The organism is Acinetobacter sp. SWBY1, assembly GCF_002946595.1.
Classification (GTDB): domain Bacteria; phylum Pseudomonadota; class Gammaproteobacteria; order Pseudomonadales; family Moraxellaceae; genus Acinetobacter; species Acinetobacter towneri.
In genome coordinates, this window is sequence record NZ_CP026616.1 from 414,824 (window position 1) to 436,158 (window position 21,335).

The 21,335-nt window shown below is 38.9% G+C and carries 21 protein-coding genes; 11 read left to right on the forward strand and 10 right to left on the reverse strand.

All coding sequences use genetic code 11. The features are described from left to right. Positions 1–107: 107 nt before the first annotated feature. Positions 108–377, reverse strand: coding sequence for a 30S ribosomal protein S20 (gene rpsT / locus C3Y93_RS02035; protein ID WP_004976669.1), 270 nt, complete (start codon positions 375–377; stop codon positions 108–110). A 215-nt stretch (positions 378–592) separates the two neighbouring features. Between rpsT and C3Y93_RS02040 the strand changes: the two genes are divergently transcribed. From C3Y93_RS02040 to C3Y93_RS02070, 7 genes are all read left to right on the forward strand, one after another. Further along, a complete protein-coding gene (locus C3Y93_RS02040) occupies positions 593–1,258 on the forward strand; it encodes an NAD(P)H-binding protein (RefSeq protein WP_104851916.1) in 666 nt (221 codons plus the stop codon). 12 nt (positions 1,259–1,270) lie between these two features. Continuing rightward, the gene (gene rraA / locus C3Y93_RS02045) at positions 1,271–1,783 is read left to right on the forward strand and encodes a ribonuclease E activity regulator RraA (protein WP_004976667.1); all 513 of its coding nucleotides are present in this window, start codon (positions 1,271–1,273) and stop codon (positions 1,781–1,783) included. 53 nt (positions 1,784–1,836) lie between these two features. Beyond that, positions 1,837–2,616: a glutathione S-transferase N-terminal domain-containing protein gene (locus C3Y93_RS02050; RefSeq protein WP_104851917.1), complete on the forward strand. Its 780-nt coding sequence runs from the start codon at positions 1,837–1,839 to the stop codon at positions 2,614–2,616. Between the two features lie 226 nt (positions 2,617–2,842). Next, entirely contained in the window at positions 2,843–3,202 is a 360-nt protein-coding gene (locus tag C3Y93_RS02055) for a hypothetical protein (RefSeq protein WP_004976663.1), read from the forward strand. 150 nt (positions 3,203–3,352) lie between these two features. Next, a complete protein-coding gene (mfd, locus tag C3Y93_RS02060) occupies positions 3,353–6,814 on the forward strand; it encodes a transcription-repair coupling factor (RefSeq protein WP_104851918.1) in 3,462 nt (1,153 codons plus the stop codon). 208 nt (positions 6,815–7,022) lie between these two features. Then, the gene (locus C3Y93_RS02065; RefSeq protein WP_004976660.1) at positions 7,023–7,457 is read left to right on the forward strand and encodes an HIT domain-containing protein; all 435 of its coding nucleotides are present in this window, start codon (positions 7,023–7,025) and stop codon (positions 7,455–7,457) included. 66 nt (positions 7,458–7,523) lie between these two features. Continuing rightward, on the forward strand, positions 7,524–8,999 hold the full coding sequence (locus C3Y93_RS02070; protein WP_218953095.1) for an adenylate/guanylate cyclase domain-containing protein: 1,476 nt from the start codon (positions 7,524–7,526) through the stop codon (positions 8,997–8,999). A 48-nt stretch (positions 9,000–9,047) separates the two neighbouring features. On the opposite strand, the gene C3Y93_RS02075 is transcribed toward C3Y93_RS02070, so the two are convergent. After that, positions 9,048–10,778, reverse strand: coding sequence for a hypothetical protein (locus C3Y93_RS02075; protein WP_158660381.1), 1,731 nt, complete (start codon positions 10,776–10,778; stop codon positions 9,048–9,050). A gap of 200 nt (positions 10,779–10,978) precedes the next feature. Here C3Y93_RS02075 and C3Y93_RS02080 point away from each other — a divergent pair, with 200 nt between their 5' ends. Continuing rightward, entirely contained in the window at positions 10,979–11,845 is an 867-nt protein-coding gene (locus tag C3Y93_RS02080; protein WP_104851913.1) for an IS982-like element ISAba4 family transposase, read from the forward strand. A gap of 78 nt (positions 11,846–11,923) precedes the next feature. On the opposite strand, the gene fdx is transcribed toward C3Y93_RS02080, so the two are convergent. From fdx to C3Y93_RS02120, 8 genes are all read right to left on the reverse strand, one after another. Beyond that, entirely contained in the window at positions 11,924–12,262 is a 339-nt protein-coding gene (gene fdx, locus C3Y93_RS02085) for an ISC system 2Fe-2S type ferredoxin (RefSeq protein WP_004976656.1), read from the reverse strand. Positions 12,263–12,277: 15 nt separating this feature from the next. Beyond that, complete coding sequence (gene hscA, locus C3Y93_RS02090; RefSeq protein WP_104851921.1) at positions 12,278–14,137, reverse strand: Fe-S protein assembly chaperone HscA; 1,860 nt, start codon at positions 14,135–14,137, stop codon at positions 12,278–12,280. 45 nt (positions 14,138–14,182) lie between these two features. Next, positions 14,183–14,698 (reverse strand): Fe-S protein assembly co-chaperone HscB, encoded by a 516-nt coding sequence (hscB, locus tag C3Y93_RS02095; protein ID WP_004976652.1) that lies wholly within the window; start codon positions 14,696–14,698, stop codon positions 14,183–14,185. 99 nt (positions 14,699–14,797) lie between these two features. Further along, a complete protein-coding gene (iscA, locus tag C3Y93_RS02100; protein ID WP_004976650.1) occupies positions 14,798–15,118 on the reverse strand; it encodes an iron-sulfur cluster assembly protein IscA in 321 nt (106 codons plus the stop codon). A 36-nt stretch (positions 15,119–15,154) separates the two neighbouring features. Continuing rightward, on the reverse strand, positions 15,155–15,541 hold the full coding sequence (iscU, locus tag C3Y93_RS02105) for a Fe-S cluster assembly scaffold IscU (RefSeq protein WP_004976649.1): 387 nt from the start codon (positions 15,539–15,541) through the stop codon (positions 15,155–15,157). Positions 15,542–15,645: 104 nt separating this feature from the next. Next, positions 15,646–16,863, reverse strand: coding sequence for an IscS subfamily cysteine desulfurase (locus tag C3Y93_RS02110; RefSeq protein ID WP_104851922.1), 1,218 nt, complete (start codon positions 16,861–16,863; stop codon positions 15,646–15,648). Between the two features lies 1 nt (position 16,864). Beyond that, complete coding sequence (locus C3Y93_RS02115) at positions 16,865–17,338, reverse strand: Rrf2 family transcriptional regulator (protein WP_004976645.1); 474 nt, start codon at positions 17,336–17,338, stop codon at positions 16,865–16,867. A gap of 123 nt (positions 17,339–17,461) precedes the next feature. Then, on the reverse strand, positions 17,462–18,109 hold the full coding sequence (locus C3Y93_RS02120; protein ID WP_104851923.1) for a hypothetical protein: 648 nt from the start codon (positions 18,107–18,109) through the stop codon (positions 17,462–17,464). A 195-nt stretch (positions 18,110–18,304) separates the two neighbouring features. Here C3Y93_RS02120 and C3Y93_RS02125 point away from each other — a divergent pair, with 195 nt between their 5' ends. From C3Y93_RS02125 to C3Y93_RS02135, 3 genes are all read left to right on the forward strand, one after another. Then, entirely contained in the window at positions 18,305–18,772 is a 468-nt protein-coding gene (locus C3Y93_RS02125; RefSeq protein WP_104851924.1) for a phasin family protein, read from the forward strand. Between the two features lie 224 nt (positions 18,773–18,996). Beyond that, a complete protein-coding gene (locus C3Y93_RS02130; RefSeq protein WP_004976639.1) occupies positions 18,997–19,269 on the forward strand; it encodes an HU family DNA-binding protein in 273 nt (90 codons plus the stop codon). A 131-nt stretch (positions 19,270–19,400) separates the two neighbouring features. After that, positions 19,401–21,272, forward strand: a complete 1,872-nt coding sequence (locus C3Y93_RS02135; RefSeq protein WP_104851925.1) for a SurA N-terminal domain-containing protein — start codon at positions 19,401–19,403, stop codon at positions 21,270–21,272. Positions 21,273–21,335: the final 63 nt, after the last annotated feature.

The window sequence follows — 21,335 nt, forward strand, 5'->3', positions numbered from 1 at the left end:
TTGAAGTGATGTAATTGGCGTGCAGAAACTAAAGATTGCTTAATTTGATAAATTATCGAAACAGCAGGCACAAAAAAAGCCCTTAACGGGCTTCTTTTGTTTAACACTTAGTTAGAAGCTAAAGCTTTAACTTGAGCGTTTAAACGGCTCTTATGACGAGCTGCTTTGTTCTTATGGATGATGCCTTTATCAGCCATACGGTCAATTACTGGAACAGCTTTTTTGTAAGCTTCAGTAGCAACCGCATAATCACCTGCAGCAATAGCAGCGATTGTGCGTTTTAAATAAGTACGAACCATAGAACGTAAGCTTGCGTTGTGTTTACGTGCTTTAACGTTTTGACGAGCACGTTTTCTAGCTTGAGCAGAGTTTGCCACTCGTGCACTCCTTGAAATAGATTGGTCTGGGCGGGCTGCAATTACTTCCGAAAACCAACATCAGAAGAATTATCACCAGCCCGTAAACAAGTGCCATATTTTGATGAAACTAGACAGTTAAGTCAAGTCTTGACATGCTTTGACAACATTTTAGCTGCAGAAAAATCAGAAAGAAACAGGTAGATTAGCTTTAAGCCTCAGAGATTGTTTAAAAAATGACAAATTCTATTCAAAATGCAATTGTAATTGGTGGGAATGGTTTAGTTGGACAGCAATTGGTCAAACAGCTTAATCAGCTGCCTGAATGTAAAAATATCACCGTTGTTTTGCGTAGACCTTGCTCGGAATTAAATCGCTTAGAAAAAGTCCAGACGTTAATCTTCGAAGACTTTTTATTGCTCAATGATGAAGATGTGAGCGGTTATAGTCATGCATTCAGTTGTTTAGGCACAACCTTAAAAAAGGCAGGCTCAAAGCAGGGATTTTATGCTGTGGACTATACCATCAATGCACATTTTGCCGAATTATTGCAGGCGAAGGGTACGCATTACATATTGGTCAGTGCTTTGGGAGCAGAAGCCAAATCAGCCGTATTTTATAATCGTGTCAAAGGTGAGCTAGAACAATATATTGAAAGTTTGGATTTAGACAGAGTATCAATTTTGCGTCCATCTTTATTATTGGGTGAGCGCAACGAACAACGGCGTTTAGAAGATTTAGGACAAAAGCTGTATCTTAAAATATCACGATTTATTCCCGATCATTTTACATATAAGCCAGTAAGTGCTACGCAAGTGGCTCATACTATGGTCGAGGCAGCGCAATCGCAAATTCATAAATTTCAAATTTATGATAATTTACAAATACAAAAAACCAAGTAAAAGGGGAACAACGTGTCTACAGTACCATTCGTAACTTGTGACTTATTAGATGACCATCCAGAACATGACCTTCAAGTGGTGATTCCATCTTTGGATGGTAAATTTTTCAAAAGTTACGGTGCACGTAAAACTTTTGGTGGTCAAATTGTGACTGTAAAATGCTTTGAAGATAACTCACGTGTAAAAGAGTTATTGGCAACCGATGGCACAGGCAAAGTTTTGGTGGTAGATGGTGGGGCATCTATGCGCTGTGCCTTAATGGGTGACTTGATTGCTGAATCCGCAGTGAAAAATCACTGGAATGGCGTGATCATTTACGGCTGTGTACGTGATGTCGATGCAATTGCAGCACTTGATTTAGGCGTACATGCTTTGGCTTCAATTCCACAAAAAAGTAACCGCAAAGGCGTGGGTGAAGTGGATGTGAGTTTGCATTTCGGACAAGTCACTTTTAATTCGGGCGATTATGTCTATGCTGATAACAACGGTATTATTGTGGCAAAAGAAAAGTTGGTCGATTTATAAGCGGTTTGATGGCGCAGTCATCAAATTGCTGAGCACATCACAAGGAAAACAAAATGGTGCATCATCAAATTAAAGTCATTCAGGCAGTGGCATCTATGCTTACCGAAGGTGGACGTGGAGTGAATGGGACAGCATTTCCCAAGCAACCCGAAAAAGCCTTAAAGTTATATGAGTTTGAAGGTTCACCATTTTGCCGTCGTGTACGCGAAGTCATGACCTTGTTAAATTTGGATTATGAGGTTTATCCATGCCCCAAAGGCGGCACAAAATATCGACCTTTGGTGAAACAACTGGGTGGTAAAACTCAGTTTCCATTTTTAATTGATGAAAATACAGGTGATCAGCTCTATGAATCACAGCAGATCATTCATCATTTATTCAAACATTATGGCAAAAGTGGAAAAACGCCAAAAAAATACGCGCATTTTCCTAAAATTCCTTATGTTGCACTTGCAGGCACGTTATTGAATGGTGCACGTGGTGTGTGGATTAACCAGAAAATTGTAGCGCGCGCTGCACCTGAACAACTGATTGAACTGTGGGGTTTTGAGGGAAGTCCTTATACACGTGTAGTACGTGGTGTATTTACTGAACTGGAGTTGCCATTCAAATTTCATAATGTAGCCAAAGAGCGTTGGCAAGATCAAGGCTTGGCAAAATTACGTTTAAAACCGGGTAAATATGTGCCACTGGCAGGTGGTAAGCGTGAGCAGGTATTAAAAGTTATGGGTGATAATATTCAAGTCCCATTTTTAATCGATCCAAATACCCAGACTCAGCTTTTTGAATCGGCCAAGATTGTGAAGTATTTACAGCAAACTTATGGCAAATAAGCTTTAAGTCATTTTTTGATTGTTATAAAAGCATCTTCAAGATGCTTTTTTGCATTTGGCAGGATGCAAAATATGCATCATTATAAATAGCCTAAGCAAAGTGGGGTTGAAACACTGACTTATAACATCAGGGGAGCATAAATCACCCTGATCAGTTGCATCTATTTTAGTGAAGCATTTAAACTCTGCAGCATTCACTTTGATTTCGCCAATTTATAGGTTCAAAATGTTCAGCAAACTTACAGGGTTGTTTAAAAATAAAGCCAATCTCGAAGAAATTGCCTATTTAGAAGCACAGAATATTCAATGGGATGCGGAACAAGGCTATATTGTCGATGGTATTTTGCTTAACGATGTTTTGGCAGAGCGTTTAAATTATTTATCCAACCGCCGTATGCAGCAGTTTGATGATTTGGCACAGCTGTATTCTACAGCTATGATTATCAATGAAAAAATTGATCTGGAAATTGCGCAACAGCGTTTTAACACAATGCTTGGTAATACCGAAGAAAACTTACTGGAATTTAAAGCGATTGTTAAAAAATTGAATGATTATTATCGACAGTTTTTACGTGATCAAAAGTAAAGAGGCGTGTGTATCAAACTTTAAAGCTCGCTGTTTTATAAAATTTTGCAATTAAATACGCTGTAATGGTGGATGAAAAAAATTACGTAAAACCGTCAATTCATCGTGCTAGTATAAGCCCCATGTTGTTTAGACCCTAAAGCTATATACATGTTCCAACACGAAATTTCCCAACTCAATTTAGCACAACTGAAAGCTGGCGAAAAACGCTGGATTGGTAATCTACAAGGTTCCGCCGCAGCATTATTATTTAAAGAAATTGGTCAGCAGAATCAGCATTTATTTGTGATTGTCGCGCGCAATCAACAACATTTGGCGCAGTTAGAAAGCGAATTAGAATTTTACGGGGTAAAACCGACTATTTTCCCCGATTGGGAAATTTTGCCTTATGACCGCTTGTCACCGCATCAAGATATTGTGTCGGAGCGTTTGGCGATTTTATCCAATATGCCGCAGCAAGGTGTATTGTTGGTTTCGACAACCACTTTGGCACAACGTGTTGCACCAACCTTATGGGTGTTAGGCGAGCATTTCGATATTCGTGTTGGGCAAAAGTTTGCTTTGGAACAACAAAAACAGCGTTTGGTACAAGCAGGCTATCATCTGGTCGATACAGTCTATGATCATGGTGAGTTTGCTGTGCGTGGCAGTATTATGGATATTTATGCTTCGGGACAGGAAGCACCCATCCGTATTGATTTATTTGATGATGAAGTTGAAACCTTAAAGTTTTTTGATCCAGAAACGCAGCGTACCACCCAAAGTTTGCAGAATTTTACGGTTTTACCCGCCAAAGAATTTCCATTAAAAGAAGGTCGTGCGATTTTCCGTGACCGCTATGCAGAAAGTTTCCCAACGGCAAACCCGAAAAAGAACCCTGTGTATCAGGATGTGTTAGAAGGCATTGCATCGCCTGGTTTAGAGTTTTATTTTCCGTTATTCTTCACTCAAGCACAGCTTGAAGGTCAAAATACATTACTTTCATACTTACCAAAGCATTGCATTGTCATTACAGATAAGGCGGTGGATGACTGTTTAACTCAATTTTGGAAAGATGTGCTGTATCGTTATGAGGACAGACGTCATAACATCGACCAGCCGATTTTGCCGCCTGAGCAATTATTCCTACAACCAAATCAATTATTAGAACAACTGAATCAATTTGGACGTGTGATTGCATCGCCCGAAGCTTTTGAGCAAAAAGCAGGTGTAGTGAACTTAAGCACACTTGTACCACCACGTTTGGCGGTTGATCCTAAACAAGAACAACCCTTTCATGCCGTTAAGCAATATATTGATGCGGCCAATCATCCTGTTTTATTGGTGGCAGAAAGTGCAGGTCGTCGTGAAACCTTAAAAGATGCGTTGCGTGCCGCTTTGGGTGAAATTCCACAAGTGGAGAGTTTTGAGGCATTTCAGCAGTCTTTACAAGCCATTGCGATTACCAATGCACCTTTAGATCGCGGCTTGGTCATTCAAGATCAATTGAGTGTAATCTCAGAAAATCAGTTGTATGAACATCGTGTGGTGCAGCGCCGTCGTAAACGTCAGCAGGAAGTTTCTGAAGAGTTTTTAATTCGCAGTTTGACCGAGTTAAGCATTGGTGCACCTGTGGTACATATTGATTATGGCGTAGGGCGTTATGCAGGTTTAATTACTTTAAATATTGATGAGCAAGAGCATGAGTTTTTACAACTTGATTATGCCGATGCTGCAAAAGTGTATGTACCTGTTACCAATTTGCATTTAATCAGCCGTTATAGCGGTGGTGATCCAGACCTTGCGCCTTTGCATAAATTAGGCACAGATGCATGGAATAAAGCCAAACGCAAAGCGTTGGAACAAATTCACGATGTGGCAGCAGAATTACTGCATATTCAGGCACGTCGTCAATCTAAACCGGGTTTTGCTTTTGAGTTGGATCATAGTCTTTATATGCAATTTGCCAGTGGCTTTGCTTATGAAGAAACCCTAGACCAAGCCAATGCAATTGAAGCGACTTTACATGACATGCAACTGGCAAAACCAATGGATCGTTTGGTCTGTGGTGATGTTGGTTTTGGTAAAACCGAAGTCGCCATGCGGGCTGCATTTGTCGCGGTACAGAATAATAAACAAGTCGCGGTATTGGTTCCGACCACATTGTTGGCACAACAGCATTATGAATCTTTTAAAGACCGTTTTGCCGACTGGCCTGTGCGTATTGAAGTCTTATCGCGTTTTGGTTCAAGCAAATCTCATCAAAAAACCATTGAAGATTTAGCTGAAGGCAAAGTCGATATTGTGATTGGGACGCACAAAATTCTGCAAGAAAATATTCAGTTCAAGCAGTTGGGTTTAATGATTGTCGATGAAGAACATCGTTTTGGGGTGCGTGACAAAGAACGTATTAAAGCGCTGCGCGCCGATGTGGATATGCTGACTTTAACCGCAACGCCAATTCCACGTACCTTAAATATGGCATTTAGCGGTATGCGCGATTTATCCATTATTGCTACACCACCTGCACGCCGTTTAGCGGTCAAAACCTTTGTGCAAGAGCATACAGGCGATACGGTGAAAGAAGCCATTTTACGTGAATTGTTACGTGGTGGTCAGGTGTATTTCCTGCATAATGAAGTGGAAACCATTGAGCGTAGTGCTGAAACCATTCGTGAATTGGTACCAGAAGCGCGGGTTGCAGTTGCGCATGGGCAAATGCGCGAGCGTGAATTAGAGCAAGTCATGCAGCAGTTTTATCATAAAGAATATAACGTGTTGGTTTGCTCAACCATTATTGAAACAGGGATTGATGTTCCAAATGCCAATACCATTTTAATTGAACGTGCAGATAAACTCGGATTGGCGCAGTTGCACCAACTACGTGGTCGTGTTGGACGTTCGCATCACCAAGCTTATGCGTATTTGCTGGTACCTTCCATTAAGGGCTTAAAAGGCGATGCTGAAAAACGCTTGGATGCGATTCAGCGTGCCTCAACTTTGGGTGCAGGTTTTATGTTGGCAACCGAAGACTTGGAAATTCGTGGTGCGGGCGAATTACTGGGTGAGCAACAAAGCGGTTCAATGCAAGCTATTGGTTATAGCCTGTATATGGAAATGCTGGAAAAAGCCACCAAAGCCATTCAAAAAGGTAAAACCCCTAACTTCGATGCACCATTGTCTTTAACTGCAGAAATCAACCTGCACATGCCTGCTTTAATTCCAGATGATTATTTGGGCGATGTGCATCAGCGCTTATTGTTCTACAAACGCATTAGTAATACCGATACTCAAGAAAAGCTTGATCATATCCGTATGGAATTGATTGACCGTTTTGGTATTCCACCACAAGCGGTGAAACAATTATTTGCTGTACATCAACTGCGTTTAAAAGCAGAGCAGTTGGGCATCACTAAAATTGATATTAGTACAAATGGCGGTCATATCGAATTTTCACCAGATACACCTGTGCAAGCCATGAGCATCATTCAAATGATGCAAAAACATCCGACCTATTTCCGTATGGATGGTGGACAGCGTTTAAAAGTGATGGTGATGTTGGAGGAAGCTGAAAAGCGGATTCAATTTATTGCCGATCTACTAAACAGCCTGCTAAAAACTTTGCACAGCTGAGTTTAAAAATGCAAATTGATCCAAATATCATATCGGTAAATTTATGAATATTTGCTAAGAAACCTCTGATTCTATAATGAATATTATTCATGATGAATTTGGTTAAAATTGCACTTTATTTACATCGAAACATGATGGGAATCATACTCAGTTCACTAGGGATGTGATAGTATTACCCATCATTACAATTTGCGTCATTTATAAAGATATGTTTAGTTTGCATCCACAACTTGCTCAAGATACTTTTTTTGTAGGCGACTTTCCTCTGTCAACATGTCGTTTAATGAATGATATGCAATTCCCTTGGTTAATTCTAATTCCACGTGTGCCAGGGGTTACAGAACTATACGAATTAAGCCAGGCAGACCAAGAACAATTTTTACGTGAATCTAGCTGGTTATCTAGCCAATTATCACGTGTATTCCGTGCCGATAAAATGAATGTGGCGGCTTTAGGTAATATGGTTCCACAATTGCATTTTCATCATGTCGTGCGTTATCAAAATGATGTGGCTTGGCCTAAACCAGTTTGGGGTACGCCAGCTGTACCATACAGCAATGAAGTTTTGGCTCACATGCGTCAAACCTTGATGCTTGCTCTGCGTGGTCAAGGCGATATGCCATTTGACTGGCGAATGGATTAATTGAAATGAATTGCCACGCAGGATGCGTGGCTTTTTAATCCTAGATTGGAGTAGGCCGCGGTGTTCATGTACAATTGGATGGAAAGAGATCCCAAACAATTCGAATTTCTGCATCGTTTAGTCGGGTATGCAAGTTTATCCCTGATTATGGTGGTCTATCACTACACCTACGCCGATACCAATTATCAAATTTATCTTCCATTTTTTCTTACTTTTTTATTACTGATAATTCCTAAATTTTCGCGTTGGCTGCAATATAAATATAGTCATCAAGCCAAGCGTAATATCCTGTTTATTATTGATATTGTGGTAGTCGCAGTATGTTTGTCTGCGGTACATCTGAATTTGGTACTTACTTTTGCCGCTTTATTTGCGCTGCTATATACCGCCATTTATATTAAAGTTTCTTTCTTTTTGGTGGCATTGGCATCCTTATTGGCGGTCACAGTTTTTTATTTTTGTAATATTTTTATTTTTGGTTTTAACGAATATTTTGAACAAAGCAGTACCGAACTTACGATTTTAGCCTTTTTATGTATGATCTTTTACTTTGGCATGGGCAGTGCCTATCAGGCACATCGTATCCGCTATACCACGGCAAAGAAAGACCATTACTACACACAAATGAACCGCTATATGGAATTTGCGAATCAGCTTAGTCGCTATGCACCTTTGCAGTTGTGGCAATCGATTATGAAAGGTGAGTCGGAAGCGAAAATTGAATATAAACGTAAAAAAATGACGATTTTCTTTTCTGATATTCAAGGCTTTACTGAACTTTCTGAAACACTAATTCCAGATGATTTAGCATTCCTGCTCAATGATTATTTAAGCCACATGACCGAAATTGCCAAGCAATATGAAGCGACGGTGGATAAGTTTATGGGTGATGCGATTTTAATTTTCTTTGGTGATCCAAATACGCAAGGTGTTGAACAAGATGCTAAAACTTGTGTAGAGATGGCTATTGCGATGCGTCAGCAAATGAAATTGTTACGCGAACGTTGGGTCAAAATGGGCTATCCGCCTTTACATATTCGTATGGGTATCAGTACAGGATATTGCCACGTTGGGAACTACGGTGCAGCACATCGGATGGCATATACCATTGTTGGGCGTGATGCTAACTTAGCTGCGCGTTTGCAAAGTGCGGCCGAAGTTGATGAAATTTTACTTTCAGATGACACTTATAAACTGATTAAAAATGATTATTTGTGTGCTCCGAAAGCACCGATCTTTTTAAAGGGGATTCAAGACCCTGTAAAAACTTGGCAAGTGATGGAAAAATATGCGGCAAGTAAGTCGGATTATCAGCGTTGGTTTGACTACGAATACAAAGGCTTCCATTTATTGCTAAATTTGGATGAAGTGCAGAATTTTGAATATCCTGAGCTAATTACCGTATTAGAAAAAATGATTAAAAGAATTCAAACGCAGCAAAAGCTGACCAACTCACAGGGTATTGTGAAACTCAAACTTGAGGATGAGATTGTTGAAGATATACAATATAAATCGGCTTCTGACGATACTAGAGTTATTTAAGTATGATTCCCATCAGAAGCCCATTTGATCAATAGATGATATTTCTAATCAAATCCATTTTTGATTTGCTGCTTTAATATCAAAATCTAGGTTGTTTTTAAGCTCATTTAGATTGAATTTGGATCTATCCTCAGGAAGTTTAATCATAATCGGTAATCTAGATAGTCCATTGTCACCAATTGAAAAAGCGTAATGGCGTTCTTTCGAATCAATAGAAATTGTTGCTTCGTATTCTAAGTAAACTGTTAGGTCTGGGTATTTCTTAGGAATACGAATGATGTCTAGAAATGCATCAACCTTAATTTGGTTTAAATCCTTTAATCTAATAGAAAGCTTTTCTTCCTTTTTTTCTTTAGTTTTCATGATACGATTAAACAGACCGTTAGAAGATGCAATATCTTTTTCAATTTCTTTAATTTCTTTATAAATCTTTTTGTACTTATGCAAAGATGTTTTTGTGATTTCTTCTAGATCCTGAATTGATTGATACATTTTTTCATGTTTACTGTTCCACTCACCTGAAGTTTGCCGTGTAAAGATATCTAAGTTTCTTTTTTGTAGTAAATTTATCCATGCAATGAGGCGATAACTAAAAAGTTTGGCTTTGTCATTAAATATAACGGCTGGTTGTTGTTGAAAGTCTTGAAAATAGTTTACGATATCTGAAAATATTTCACGTATGCTCATGTAGATAAAGTCACATTCGTCTTGATGTGTAACTTTTGATTTTTGAAAAATCGTAATGTGTTCTAAAATATCAAGAATCAGTAATTTTTCGAAATCGACTAAGCGATCTTCTACTACTTTGTCCATATTTAATCCAGTTGAATCCAAAGGACTCATTAGTAGAGGAAGTAATATATTGTTATTATGTTCTTGTAAATGGGCAATGAAGTTACTTGCATCATTACCAATTTGTTTTTCAACGGTTACAATTCGATTCATATGCTGTTTGAATGTCGAGATATATTGTTGATCCTGAAGTCGACTTAAATCTAAAGGTAAACTGTAGAGATAAACAATATCAGAAACAGCACTTTTTTCTTCATTCAAGAAGCGACGAATAGAATAAGTGTTAATCTGCTGTGAATTTGAAGGCTGCGATAAACAGAAAAAATATTTAGAAGTGCGAATTATCTCCAATTGGCGAAGTTGCTTTTGTTCGATGAGATATTCAGAAAATAAAGGATTGCTTTGCTTCTTAAGTTCACGAATAGGCGTTGTTTTAAAGAGATAACCCAAGAGTTGTTGTTTAAGATAAACTTCGTTGATAAATGCCTTAATGACATCTGAATCTATCTGTCTTAGCCCTTTTGAGAGGGTGATATTATTTTTATTTTTGATAATGTGAGCAAGATGATAAATGAAATGTATTTTAATCTCATTTTTATATTTTTGAAGATTAATATTCTCTTCGGTATCAATTTTATTAACTTGACTAATCAAACCTTCGATAAAATTTGCTATTTCTAATGCATCTGTATATTTCTCTAAGAGACTAGACGAAACTAAAATTTTTTCTGCTAAATTTTTAATACCGATATGAGTAATAGTTTCAATGTAGTTTTGAAAGTTATATTTTTTGTTTAGTTTGAAAGTATTATTTGCCTTATCCCAGAAAATAGATTTTTTTTGAAAAATTTGATTCTGGATCAAATTTTTATATTCATCGTTAATATTATTGAAAAGGTTTTGTGCCGACTCAATCCAGTACAAATCGAGTTGGGGATCTATTTGGTTGGCAATTGATCTTAACTCATAAGGAATATAATCTTTCATACGTTTACCCATAAATTTATCAGTGTATATAATTTCACACATAATATTTATATCTGTGATGAAAATCAATAATTTATATACTTACGTGAGATGTATTCTATTATTATCTTAACCCGAATTACGGATAAGAAAAGCCCTTGAAAAAAAGGTAGTTAGAGCCATTTAGAAAGTTACGACACAACCCAAAGGCTCTAACTACCATGTACGATTTTACAGAAATTTTTTGTATTGTTGATGATTTTTTCAAAAAATTTGAACCCATCTATTGGCAATTTCTCAAGCAAGAAAACAAACGTCAACGTATCAGACAAGCAACGCTATCTTTATCAGAAATTGTGGCTATCTCCATCTACTATAAAACATCTCAAGTACATAATTTTAAGATGTTTTTTAACTTGCTTTGTCAGTTTGAAAGCAAACTCTTTAAAGACTTGCCTTGTTATAAAAACCTGATTACCCTCATCAATCAGCACCAACTTGCTATTCATGCTTTGCTTTATGCGTTGAGCCAAAAAGATGAAAGTTCATATTTATGGATTGATTCAACACCTTTACCTGTTTGTAAAAATAAAAGAATCCCTAAAGGTCATCATGCTTTAGATGAGATTGCTTCTCGTGGTAAAAGTACGATGGGCTGGTTTTATGGTTGCAAATTACACTTGCTGATGAATCAAGAGGGTGAAATTGTAAATTCAGATTTATCAAACGGACATATTGCTGATCTTAAAAAAGTTGAGGATTTAGTGAATGGCTTATCAGCAACGGTCTATGGTGATAGAGGCTACATTAGCCAACCATTGAAAGAAACACTTAAAGAGCAAGGCATTGATTTAATTACTTATCCAAGAAAAAATATGAGAGTGACCTTATTGCCATTTGCTGATGAATTTCATCTACGACAACGTAAAAGAATTGAAACATTGATAGGATTATTGAAAGAAAAATATCACTTAGTTACGAGTAAACATCGTTCGATTGCTGGTTTTTTAGCAGGCGTATTTTCTTCACTATGTGCGTATCAACTTTGCCAAAAGAATAAGCGTAAAATTCATGTGATTAAATCTTAGGCTTATCCGTAACTGGGGTTATCTTAAAAATATTAATAGCATAAAAAAGACCCTAAAAGGGTCTTTTTTACTAAGATATTAGTGATTTTCTGAAGCATGGTTAATGGTGTATTTTGGAATTTCGACTTCCAAGTCTTCATTGACCACTTTAACCTGACAAGATAAGCGTGAATCAGGCTCTAAACCCCAAGCACGGTCTAATAAGTCAGCTTCAACATCATCCATTTCTTCTAGGCTGTCAAAGCCTTTACGAACAACAACGTGGCAAGTGGTACATGCACAAGACATATCGCAAGCATGTTCAATTTTAATGCCATTTTCAAGTAAGCTTTCGCATAAGTTGGCATTTTGTTCGACTTCAAACTCAGCACCTTCTGGGCAGAATTGCGCATGTGGAAGTACTTTAATACGTGGCATAATCTTTACCTTAAATTAGTTTGAGTTTGACCAGTCGTCGAGTTTAGTGCCTTTAAGTGCTGCATCAATATGTTGATTCATACGAATTGCAGCAAAAGCATCACTGTGTATTTTAAGCTGTTCAACAGCATGTTCAATGGCTTTAATGTCTTGTCCAGTCAATTCGGCTTCCAACTGCGCTTTGGCAGTATTTAAAGCTTCTAATTGTTCTGGGCTTAATAGTTGTGCATCTACTTTTAAGGCTTGTTGTAATGCTTCAAGTTCACGTTGTGCTTCAACTTTGGTTTCATGCAAATGACGCAATTGCTTGTCTTCTTCTGCATATTTGAAACCATCTAGCAGCAAACGCTCGGTATCTGCTTCAGATAAACCATAAGATGGCTTGATGTCGATATTTGCAGTCACACCAGAAGTGGTTTCTTTAGCAGAAACACTGAGCAAGCCATCAGCATCGACTTGGAACGTAACTTCAATGCGTGCCTGACCCGCAGTCATTGGTGGAATACCGTGTAGCACAAAACGACCTAAGCTACGACAATGTTCTACCAAGTCACGCTCACCTTGTACCACATGAATCAACATGGCAGTTTGGCCATCTTGATAAGTGGTAAATTCTTGGCGACGTGCTACAGGAATTGCAGTATTGCGTGAAATTAAGCGTTCCACCAAACCGCCCATGGTTTCTAAACCCAAAGACAGTGGGGTAACGTCTAATAGCAACGAACCATCTTTGCTGTTACCAATTAGTTGATTGGCGGTAATTGATGCACCAATTGCAACCACTTCATCTGGGTTAATTGTGCATAATGGTTCTTGATTAAATACTTCACGAACAGCTTTTTGCACGGCATAAGAACGTGTTGAACCACCAACTAAAACTACATTTTGAATGTCATCTAGGTCAAGTTTGGCATCGCGTAATACACGTTTGCATACACTAATGGTTTTATCTAAAGCAACCTGAATAATACTTTCAAAGTTTGCGCGGTCTAATTGCAGCGTGTGCTCTAACAGTTTTAATTCAACACTTTCTGCATTGCTGAGCGCTTCTTTGGCTTTACGTGCAGACACAATAAAGTGTGCATATTCTGCATCATCTAAACTTTCAATATTCAGCTGTTTTTTTGCCCATTTTACAATCAGACGATCTAAGTCATCACCACCTAAAGCAGTGTGGCCGCCTGTGGCTAAAACTTCAAAAACACCTTGAGAGAAACGTAAAATAGAAACGTCAAACGTACCACCGCCCAAGTCGTAAATCACATAGTTACGGTCTTGAGCCAAGTTGGTGTCTTGATCTAAACCGTAGGCAACCGCTGCTGCAGTCGGTTCATTCAATAAACGCAATACTTTTAAACCTGCAAGCTCGGCAGCGTCACGTGTGGCTTGGCGTTGAGCTTCATCAAAATAAGCAGGAACAGTAATCACTGCACCATTTACAGGGTTTTGTAAGCTGGCTTCTGCGCGGTCTTTGAGTTGTTTAAGTAATTCTGCCGAAATTTCAACAGGTGTTTTACGGCCTTGAGCTGTTTCAAAAGCAGGCATTTGATTGTCTTCACCCACTAACGTGTATGGATGTTGAAATTTAATGTCCGCTTTAGAACGACCCATAAAACGCTTGACTGAAACAATCGTGTTTTTAGGGTCTGTAGTAATAAATGGCGCAGCAGCATTGCCATAATGTGTATTTTGCTCTGCATAATGGACGATAGAAGGCAGTAGCACGCGACCTTGCTCATCATGCAAGACTTTGGCTTTACCAGAAAGAACTGTGGCAACCAATGAATGAGTGGTGCCTAAGTCAATGCCAATCGCAATGCGATGTTCATGCGGTGCACTTGATTGACCTGGTTCTGCAATTTGCAAGAGCGCCATTATGTAAAATCCTTTGCCCGTTAAATATTAAAATACAAACTAAAATTAAAAATCATCGTCTAAATCAAAACTGTCATCATCAAGGAAACGATCTTCAGCTTTGTCTAGGTCAGCCATAACTTTCATGAAAAAGCGTAATTTACGCACAGTGTCACGCGCTTCTGCCCAATCTTCTTCGGCATAGTCAATTTTAAATTCACGGACTAAGCCATCAACCCATTGTTGTACTTCAACCTTTAATGACTGTAAGTCATCGGCACAGTTGGCATCATCCAATTGCTCACGAATTTCCAAGGCATCTTGTAAAAATTCAAAGTCATGGATGGATTGATCGAGATGATAATCTTGCTTTTTCAATGAGAGTAAATATGCAGCACGACTGTCTACCGCAGAGAGTTGTTTAAACGCCTGATTAATTTTACTAGATTTAATCAAGGCTTGATCTTTGTCTTCGGCTTTGTCGGGGTGATATTGCTGCTGTAGCTTTAAAAATTCAGCTTTTAAAGTAGCGAAATCAATATCGAGTGCAACAGGAAGATTAAACAACTCAAAATGATTCATGGGAGATGGAATCCGCAATTAGTGTGCAAAATTGGCTGCATAAATGCAATTAAAACAGTGTATTGTACACTGTTTTAAGCTAAAAAGAGGGAGGTGGCGTTATACCGTGAACGATTCACCGCAGCCACATTCACCTTTTTTATTGGGGTTGTTAAACTCGAAACCTTCGTTTAAACCATTTTTGACATAGTCCATTTCCATGCCATCTAGGTAAACTAGGCTTTTCGGATCAACGAAAACTTTAACACCAAACTGTTCAAACATTTGGTCGTGCGTATCGACTTCATCTACAAATTCGAGTACATAAGCCAAACCAGAACAGCCTGAAGTTTTCACACCAACGCGAATACCTTGACCCTTACCGCGATTCTTTAAGTAATTGCTGATATGAGTTGCAGCATTTTCAGTTAAATTGATCATGAAAACTCCGTTTGTTTTTCCACAAAACTTAGCAAATTAAGCTTTGGTCTTTTTGCTGCGATAGTCTTCTACAGCAGCTTTAATTGCATCTTCTGCCAATACAGAGCAGTGTACTTTCACTGGTGGAAGGGCAAGTTCGGTAGCAATATCAATGTTCTTGATCGCTTGTGCTTCATCTAAAGTTTTACCTTTAAGCCACTCAGTAACCAAAGAACTTGAAGCAATGGCAGAACCACAACCATAAGTTTTGAAACGTGCTTCTTCAATCACGCCTTCGTCATTCACTTGAATTTGCAGACGCATTACATCGCCACATGCAGGTGCGCCCACCATACCTGTACCAACGTTTTCAGCATTTTTGTCTAAAACGCCAACATTACGAGGGTTTTCGTAATGATCAATTACTTTATCGCTATAAGCCATGTCGCTTCTCCAAACCTCGGGGTCAGCCTTAATATAAATATGGGGGTGAAATTACCTTTATCAATCTAATGGCTTCCTGTCAAAGCCATTAGATTTGGGATGAATTAGTGTTCAGTCCATTCTACTTTAGAAAGGTCAATCCCTTCTTTATACATATCCCAAAGCGGTGAAAGTTCACGTAACTTTTCAACAGCAGCTTTAGTCACAGTTAGGACATGATCAATATCTTCTTCAGTGGTGTATTTACCAAAACTGAAACGAATTGAGCTGTGTGCAAGTTCGTCTGAAAGACCTAGTGCACGTAATACATAAGATGGCTCTAAAGTCGCTGAAGTACACGCAGAACCTGAAGATACCGCAGCATCTTTAAGAGACATCATTAAAGATTCACCTTCAACAAAGTTGAAGCTGACGTTTAAATAGTTGGCTACGTTTAGTGTTGGGTGACCATTCAGGAAAACTTGTTCCATGGTGTTCAAGCCATTCCAAAGTTTGTCGCGCAATACACGTAAACGGGCTTGTTCAAAAGCCAAGTTTTTGCCTGCAAGTTCAAATGCTTCGCCCATACCTACAATTTGGTGGGTTGCAAGTGTGCCTGAACGCATGCCACGCTCATGACCGCCACCATGCATTTGTGCTTTTAAGCGTACGCGTGGACTGCGGCGTACAAATAGCGCACCAATACCTTTAGGGCCATAGATTTTGTGTGCAGAGAAGCTCATTAAGTCTACTTTTAAGGTAGATAAATCAATTTCTACCTTACCTGCAGCTTGCGCAGCATCAACGTGGAAGAAGATTTTTTTGGCACGGGTGATTTCGCCAATTGCAGCGACATCGGTAATCGTACCAATTTCGTTATTGACCATCATCAACGACACTAAAATTGTGTCTGGACGAATTGCCGCTTCAACCATTTCAGGTGTAATTAAACCTGTTTGTGGTTGTGGCTCTAAGTAGGTGATTTCAAAACCTTCAGATTCAAGCTCACGGCAGGTATCTAAAATGGCTTTGTGTTCAATTTTAGAGGTAATAATGTGTTTGCCTTTAGACGCATAGAATTGCGCTACGCCTTTCAGTGCAAGGTTATCTGATTCTGTTGCACCAGAAGTCCACACGATTTCACGTGGGTCTGCTTTGATCAAGTTCGCAACTTGTTCACGTGCATATTCAACTTTTTCTTCTGCTTGCCAGCCATAAGCGTGCGAACGAGAAGCGGCATTACCGAAAGTCCCATCAAAAGTCAGGCACTCCATCATGCGTTCTGCAACTTGAGGATCTACAGGAGTGGTTGCTGCGTAGTCAAGATAAATTGGACGTTTCATGTCAAATACCTGTAACCGATAACAGAGCTGAATCAAACGGTGCTGTGTTCTGGCGAATGGCAACAGTTTGTACGTTGTCACGAGCAACTAAGTCAGCAAGTGAGATTTTAGCGAGATAGTCGGCAATATGATGGGAGAGTTCCTGCCATAAATCGTGAGTCAAACACATTGCACCATTTTGACAGTTGCCTTTATGGTCGCAACGGGTTGCATCAACAGTTTCGTTTACGGCTTCAATGATTTCTAGCACAGTGATTTCATTTGCACTACGTGCTAAATGGTAACCACCGTTAGCACCGCGAACACTAGACACTAAGCCGTGGCGCTTAAGTTTTGCGAATAACTGCTCAAGATAAGCAACAGAAATAGTTTGACGTGCTGCAATTTCAGCAAGCGTGATCGTTTGTTCAGTTGGCTGCAAAGCTAAATCAAGTAGAGCAGTCACTGCGTAGCGACCGCGAGTTGTTAAGCGCATGATTCGATACACATGATTAGACTAGATATGGGTATTGTATGAATCCCGACTAAATTAGTCAAGTATTTTATTATGATATCTTGCGCAAGGATTTACGCTGTTTTTATTGATATTTTAATGCGTTTAAACGATCCATAAATTATACACTAATAACGTAATTAATAATACTGTTATTACTCCAAAGGCGATGTTAATGCGCTTTTGACGACGTTCAATCCGACGAATACGGTTTTTATGCTGTTTAAGCTCAACTTGTAGGGTGTTGATCTTAGAGCGTTGTTCATCAATTTTGTCTAAAAGTGGGGCAATGCGCTTTTTAGAACCAATCACTTCTTGTTCTTGCGGTGCTTCTTTCAGCCATTGTTTCCAGTCAGCTAAAACTTTGGGTGCACTAAAATGCAAAATTAGATCACGAAACTCATCTTTAAGGGTAATGTCACCATCTATACGCATGTGTTTAATACTGCGACGATTACCTAAAATAAAGATTTTAAATAAATCTATGAGGGTGGTGCGCACATCTAAATCGACAGCTTGTTCAGGTGCTTTGCTGTCAAATAAGATGCCGTTTGGATTGAATTCCACGTAAATGTCGAAATAAGGAATATAGCTATTAATTTTAATGGTGATTTTCTGGTCGACAAACTTTTTAGCCTGCAAAGCGACCACACGATCATGTTTTAGAATAAAGCTAAAAATTGTTTCCAGCACAATCATGAGCATGGTCAGCAACAAATGTGGATTACTTTGTCTTTGTTGCGAATCACTCATAAAATCAAGTCCCTAAATCTAAAGTTGAATTCCTTGTTTTGCGCTTCGTTGAGAATACATTCTAAGAAGCGCAGCGAATAATCTTGCTTTGTAGAACAGTTTAGCAAAACGATCAAGTATTTAATTTGCTATTATGAAAGCATTTTGTAGGTTTATTACATTTATGTGCGCATAAAATAAGCAGGAGAGAGGTTCATGAAAAAAACGACGGATATCGTAGAAGAGCATTTGCTTGAATCAGAAACCACATTGAAAAATAAAGATAAATTACGCTCAGGACGTAAATCATCACTCGATTTTCGTAAATATACCAAGCAAATTTGGCTAGCAGGTTTAGGTGCATTTTCACGCGCAGAAGAAGAAGGCAATAAATTGTTTGACTCTCTGGTCAAGGTGGGTGAGGAATTAGAATCTAAAACTACAGAAATTGCCGATCAAACAGTTGAAAAAGTGTCTGAAAAAGCCAAAGAGTCGGTCATTGATACTAAAGATAAAGTTGAGCGTTTAATTGACCATAGCGTCAATCATTCTTTAAATAGAATTGGCTTGGTGACAGCAAAAGACCTACAACATTTGGAGCAATTGGTACTGCAATTACACGCCAAAGTCGATGCGTTGATTGAAGAAAATAAACAATTAAAAGAAGATGTTGCGAAAAAGTAATTCTGTGGAAAGGGGGCTTAAAGGATGTTGCTTTATTATACATCGGGTATTTTAGGGCAAAACTGAATAGAGGCTAACAGTTCCATCGTTTTTACCATTTATTTTGCATAAAAGCGTGCACGGAGTATTGCTTTTACCCTCAAAGCATTGCTATAAAGGCGTTACGGTAATTTAAATTAAATCTCTGGACCTTAAATAAACGATATTAAGAGGACGTAATTTTCATGAATAAATCAGAATTAATCGATGCAATTGCAGAGAAAGGGGGATTGTCTAAGACTGATGCAGGTAAGGCCTTAGACGCAACAATTGCTTCTATTACTGAAGCGCTTAAAGCGGGTGATACTGTAACCCTCGTTGGTTTTGGTACATTTAATGTGAAAGAGCGTGCTGCTCGCACAGGTCGTAACCCACAAACAGGTGCTACACTTGAAATTAAAGCAAGCAAAGTACCAAGCTTTAAAGCGGGTAAAGGTTTAAAAGATTCAGTAGCATAATCTTTTAAAATGCCAAGAAAGCGCGCCAATTGGCGCGTTTTTTATTAATAATGTCAATAAACGGCTTCAACGCATTCATTCGTTGAGGGTTTTCAGTTAAAATCTCGCACAAATAAAATATTGGAATACTTATGGAATCTTTTCGTAAAGTTATTAAGGGTTGGTTGGGCAAAGTTTTGCTCGTCTTGTTCTTGACCCCTTTAGCACTTGTAGGTATTGAAGGATATTTTAGTGGAGGTCAGTCTGAAGACACTGCACAAACAGTCAATGGTCAGCAAATTTCAAAACGAGAATTAGATAATCTGACCAATTCCTTGAAAGAACAATACTTGGCCTATACCAATGGTGATGAAACACTATTGAATCAAAATTATATTCAAAACAAAGCCAAAGATACGTTGGTTGCACGTACCTTGTTATTACAACAAGCTGAGAAATTAGGGATTTCTTTGAGCGATGCACAAATTGAACAAATGATTGCACAGCAACCGAATTTCCAACAAGATGGCAAGTTTTCTGAAAGCTTGTATGCGAACTATCTGCAATCTGTAGGCATGACCAATCAGGCGCTTGTGGCAAATTTACGCCAAGACCATGCGTTAAAAATGCTGAGTGCTAGCTTTACCGATTATGCTTTAGTTAGCCCGTCTGATATTCAGCAAATTGCCAATTTACAAACCCAGCAACGTACTTTGCATTTATCTAGCATTAAGTTAGATGACTACAAGAAAAACATCACCACAAATGCACAAGAGATTGCTGCGTATTATGAACAGCACGCCAATGCCTTTAAACAGGTTGCTAGCGTTGATGTCGATTACATTGTGGTGACTCCAGCCAATATTGCACCTGCAAATACGGCTGTCACTGACGCAGAGTTACAACAGGCTTATCAAAAGTTTGTCGAAACTCAAAAAGGTGCTGCTGTACCGACAGTGAAACATATTTTAATCACCACCGATGCGCGTGATGATGCCGCAGCTAAAAAACTTGCAGAGCAAGCCGCAGCTGAAATTAAGCAAGGTACAAGCTTTACTGCAGCTGCACAAAAGTATTCGGATGATCCTGAGTCTAAAGCCAAAGGTGGTGAGGTTGCAGGTTATGAAGCAGGCGTATTTGGCGATGCCTTTGACAAAGCCGTGGGTAGCTTAAAATCTGGTGAAGTATCACAGCCGATTAAAACTCAATATGGCTATCATGTGATTCAAACAGAAGGTGCTACAGTTCAAGTCCCTGCGTTTGAAACTCAAAAAGCACGTTTAATGGCAGAGTTGCAAAAAGCCAAAACTGAAAATGCGTATACCGATACCATCAACAGCTTAAATGAATTGGTGGTGAGTAGTGATGCTTTAGATGTTGTGGCAGAAGAAGTGAAAACGGCCAAAGTCGAATCTGTTAATGGTTTAACTTTGGCGGCGCAGCATCCTGTTTTAAGCCAGCCATCTGTCAAAGTTAAATTGTTTAATGATGATGTGAAAAATGGCGATCGCAACGCATCGAGTAACATTACTTTAGCCAATGGCGATGTGGTATGGGTGAAAGTGCGTAATTACCATGCCGCAGGTGTGCAAACTTTAGAAGAAGCAACACCCCGCGTAAAAGCTAAACTGATTGAGAAAAAAGCCTTTGATGCAGCGAAAAAAGATATTCAAGCTGCGTTGGATGCCTTTAAAACTCAACCTGCAGCGACCGTTTTGGCGAAAAACCAAATCCGTTTTGAAAATGCAGGCATATTCACCCGTGCAGATGGTTTGTTAAAGCGTGAAATTGAACGTGCTGCATTTAGTGTGCTTGCGCCTAAAGATGGTATGTGGTCAGTAACAACAGCATCTATACCAAATGAATTGGTGGTGGTAGCTGTATCAAATGTAAACGATACTACATCGAATGCTTTAACGCCTGAGCAACTGAAAGAGTTAGCGCAGTTGTATCAACAATTACGTGCTCAACAAGAGCTAGATGACTATACGCAATATTTGAAATCGAAAGCGAAAATCAAATAAGTGATGAACATCAACAAAAAAACCAGCAAATTTGCTGGTTTTTTGTGCATCTAATAATGATTA

Coding starts and splice junctions, on each gene's coding strand:
- C3Y93_RS02040 (WP_104851916.1), top strand. CDS start 593: ATGACAAATTCTATTCAAAATGCAATTGTAATTGGTGGGAATGGTTTA.
- C3Y93_RS02050 (WP_104851917.1), top strand. CDS start 1,837: ATGGTGCATCATCAAATTAAAGTCATTCAGGCAGTGGCATCTATGCTT.
- C3Y93_RS02055 (WP_004976663.1), top strand. CDS start 2,843: ATGTTCAGCAAACTTACAGGGTTGTTTAAAAATAAAGCCAATCTCGAA.
- mfd (WP_104851918.1), top strand. CDS start 3,353: ATGTTCCAACACGAAATTTCCCAACTCAATTTAGCACAACTGAAAGCT.
- C3Y93_RS02065 (WP_004976660.1), top strand. CDS start 7,023: ATGTTTAGTTTGCATCCACAACTTGCTCAAGATACTTTTTTTGTAGGC.
- C3Y93_RS02070 (WP_218953095.1), top strand. CDS start 7,524: ATGTACAATTGGATGGAAAGAGATCCCAAACAATTCGAATTTCTGCAT.
- C3Y93_RS02075 (WP_158660381.1), bottom strand. CDS start 10,778: ATGAAAGATTATATTCCTTATGAGTTAAGATCAATTGCCAACCAAATA.
- C3Y93_RS02080 (WP_104851913.1), top strand. CDS start 10,979: ATGTACGATTTTACAGAAATTTTTTGTATTGTTGATGATTTTTTCAAA.
- fdx (WP_004976656.1), bottom strand. CDS start 12,262: ATGCCACGTATTAAAGTACTTCCACATGCGCAATTCTGCCCAGAAGGT.
- hscA (WP_104851921.1), bottom strand. CDS start 14,137: ATGGCGCTCTTGCAAATTGCAGAACCAGGTCAATCAAGTGCACCGCAT.
- hscB (WP_004976652.1), bottom strand. CDS start 14,698: ATGAATCATTTTGAGTTGTTTAATCTTCCTGTTGCACTCGATATTGAT.
- iscA (WP_004976650.1), bottom strand. CDS start 15,118: ATGATCAATTTAACTGAAAATGCTGCAACTCATATCAGCAATTACTTA.
- iscU (WP_004976649.1), bottom strand. CDS start 15,541: ATGGCTTATAGCGATAAAGTAATTGATCATTACGAAAACCCTCGTAAT.
- C3Y93_RS02110 (WP_104851922.1), bottom strand. CDS start 16,863: ATGAAACGTCCAATTTATCTTGACTACGCAGCAACCACTCCTGTAGAT.
- C3Y93_RS02115 (WP_004976645.1), bottom strand. CDS start 17,338: ATGCGCTTAACAACTCGCGGTCGCTACGCAGTGACTGCTCTACTTGAT.
- C3Y93_RS02120 (WP_104851923.1), bottom strand. CDS start 18,109: ATGAGTGATTCGCAACAAAGACAAAGTAATCCACATTTGTTGCTGACC.
- C3Y93_RS02125 (WP_104851924.1), top strand. CDS start 18,305: ATGAAAAAAACGACGGATATCGTAGAAGAGCATTTGCTTGAATCAGAA.
- C3Y93_RS02130 (WP_004976639.1), top strand. CDS start 18,997: ATGAATAAATCAGAATTAATCGATGCAATTGCAGAGAAAGGGGGATTG.
- C3Y93_RS02135 (WP_104851925.1), top strand. CDS start 19,401: ATGGAATCTTTTCGTAAAGTTATTAAGGGTTGGTTGGGCAAAGTTTTG.